4 protein-coding genes are annotated in these 2,493 nt (G+C 56.8%); 3 read left to right on the top strand and 1 reads right to left on the bottom strand.

What is annotated here, in order from left to right:
- The 3 genes from VMU57_RS11595 to VMU57_RS11605 form a co-directional block, all read left to right on the top strand.
- Positions 1-1,123: hypothetical protein (locus VMU57_RS11595; RefSeq protein WP_325383536.1), on the top strand; the 1,123-nt coding region annotated here is incomplete at its 5' end.
- A gap of 9 nt (positions 1,124-1,132) precedes the next feature.
- Positions 1,133-1,876 carry a hypothetical protein gene (locus VMU57_RS11600; protein WP_325383538.1) on the top strand — a complete coding sequence of 248 codons (744 nt, stop codon included), beginning with the start codon at positions 1,133-1,135 and terminating at the stop codon, positions 1,874-1,876.
- Positions 1,876-2,175, top strand: a complete 300-nt coding sequence (locus VMU57_RS11605) for a hypothetical protein (RefSeq protein WP_325383540.1) — start codon at positions 1,876-1,878, stop codon at positions 2,173-2,175. Before VMU57_RS11600 ends, VMU57_RS11605 begins: the two co-directional genes overlap by 1 nt.
- Positions 2,176-2,196: 21 nt before the next feature.
- On the opposite strand, the gene VMU57_RS11610 is transcribed toward VMU57_RS11605, so the two are convergent.
- Positions 2,197-2,493: hypothetical protein (locus VMU57_RS11610; RefSeq protein ID WP_325383542.1), on the bottom strand; the 297-nt coding region annotated here is incomplete at its 5' end.

Consider the following 2,493-nt stretch of genomic DNA (forward strand, 5'->3'; position numbering starts at 1 on the left):
AAACACGGATGCTCAACAGGTCCGGCACCGCCCGTGTGCTCAAAATATGCATAATTCAGGTGGTAACTGGATAGGAAATGCATCCGGTGGGCTCAGTTTGTTTGACAATTGGAAAAACGATCTTCAAACGGAATATAGTCAGGCCGGGGTCCAGCAGTTGTGGGGTCTAATTACTGGTTCCATGGCAGGATTGATCGATGGTCTCCTGATCATTGTTGCTTACCTGTTATACCCAATCGTCATTGTTCTTTTCGGGTTCTTTTACATCTTTTACGGTAGCGTGCTCTACATCTTTGGCCCGATCGTAATCGCTCTATTGCCTCTCGGAGGCGCAAACCGCATTGCCAAGTCGTATATCGAAAACGTCTTTATCTGGAATGCCTGGCCGATTCTCTATGGTGGGTTTGGCGCTTTGTTGAGCGCAGTCCAGATGGGCCAAGTTGGTCAGATGCTTAATCAAAACGACTTTCTTGGAGGACTGGGCAATCTCGAAGGTTCCTTCCTGATCGGTATCGCCAGCATCATCTACTCGTTGGCGATTGCGGTGATTCCGTTTATTGCAAAGCGAATTGTCAGTGGCGATGTGGGGGCCACCGCGGTCGCATTGGTTGGAGCGGCGGCCACGGTTGTAACAGCTGGAATCGCCGCTGGCGAAGGTGCGGCTGCAGGATTTGCCGCTGCAGGAGCAGGCGGCGCGCAGGGGGCCGGTGCTGGCAGTTCTACAAGCGCGGCCGCGAACGCGGGCCGGCTAACAGCCGCGTCAGCCGGATCGAATCAACCGGCTGCACCTCAAATGCTTCCAGCAACAACTTCGAGTTCCCTCTCTGGGAGTCCGACGATCGAAGGCCATGCCGATCAGATTCGCGGCTCATTCGGCGATGTACTAGGACCGAGTTCGAGCGATGCGCAGGCTGAAGGTGAGACTTCGGAAGCCGCAGTTCCCGCGCAGACTACAAGCGTGGTTTCAGGAGGGGGCAGTGGCTCTCCAAGAACATCCGCGCCGGCAAGAAGAGGGCCGAGCGTCCACCGTTACAACATCGGAACATGGGGCGCATACCACGCAGCCCGCATTGCGGCTCAGGGGCTGGCAAGCGTATCCCGGCGAGCAACTGAAAAGGAGTAGGAGGCATTCATGAAGACAAAGGCAGATCGAACGGACGAGGCTTCCCAGGTGAGGCCGAAGTATTACGAGGTAGACGGGGCCTTGCACGCGAATGCGAATCGTGCCTGGCTGTTGGCATTCCTGACGATCCCAATTGCGTTGGCCGCGATTGGCTTCGCCGTCTTCGTGCGCATGCAGCCGCCGACTGTGATTCGCATCGGCCCGAATGGCGACGCTTCGGTTGTGGGCAAGCCCGCCAAAGGCACAGTCACGGATCTTGCCACAGCTGGCACGGACCAGTTTCTGGATGAAGCCTTCGTCAAGCGCTTTCTGACCAGCTACCAAAACTACTCGCCGTCCGATGTGGACGATCATTGGGCGGCAAGCCTCAACATGATGACCCGCAATCTGCGCGGGTACACGCTGAAGGCGATGGCCGACGACAATACACGCGGCAAGATCGACGATGGGCAAATTCAGTCAGTTTTTCATTTGCGCGAACTCGACGCCGTATCGGGAGAGCCGCTCACGTACCTGATCTACGGGGTCAAGGACGTTCATCATCTCTCGAACGGAACCGAGGTCACTGATCACTTCGTGAACGAATACCGCATCCGGGTAATCGCGGACAAAAGATCGGATACGAATCCCGATGGATTGTGGATCGCCGAGTACAGCGAGCGGCCCATCGACGGCGAGCGCCGCAATCAGATTCTGAACGCGCCGGACACCATAACCAGCAGCGAGACCGCGGCAAATCAAGGAGGCCAGTGATGGCGACAGCAGCAGTGAGCGTACCTCGAAACGAGCATCCGCCGGCGCCGGCCGCCGAGCCGAACCGGAGACGCAAACGCGGCCATGAGGAGGATCAACAGGCCCGATACTTCCTGGCCAAGGAGGGATCATCGCCCGAAAAGCCGGAGCTTGGCGCCGAGGCTGCAAACGAAGGCGAGGCTCTGATCAAAGCATTTCAAACGAAGAGTGGTTTGCTCTATGCCGTCGTGGTCTACAAGGCGGAGGCGGAGATCCAGGGCGGGTCTCCGACATTGGTGAAGCGGCTCGTGCACAAATAGCAGGGCCACAGGTCAACGGATTCAAAGAGGATACAACCCTGAAATATGGCTATTGTCATCCTCCTTTGACTCCTTATCGCACGCGCGATGAGGAATTCCGCTGACCCGGTTTGAAATCTCGAACCTGGTTGGATCATCACCCACCCCTAACGCGGGCGGCCAGGCGAAGAGATTCATGACCGGGATCGGCAGATCTCTAGTCACTTCGTCTCGAAGCGCCAGACAAGTGAGGAGAAAATGACAGCGACGAGGACACAGAAAACGGCCATCGATCAACGGCTCATTCTTGAGCTGAGCATCGATGCGCAAGGAGAAGTG

The sequence above is a fragment of the Edaphobacter sp. genome (genome assembly GCF_035532915.1).
Classification (GTDB): Bacteria; Acidobacteriota; Terriglobia; order Terriglobales; family Acidobacteriaceae; genus Edaphobacter.

Excerpts from the sequence above, each read along its gene's own strand:
- VMU57_RS11605 (WP_325383540.1), top strand. The coding sequence starts at position 1,876 with ATGGCGACAGCAGCAGTGAGCGTACCTCGAAACGAGCATCCGCCGGCG.
- VMU57_RS11600 (WP_325383538.1), top strand. The coding sequence starts at position 1,133 with ATGAAGACAAAGGCAGATCGAACGGACGAGGCTTCCCAGGTGAGGCCG.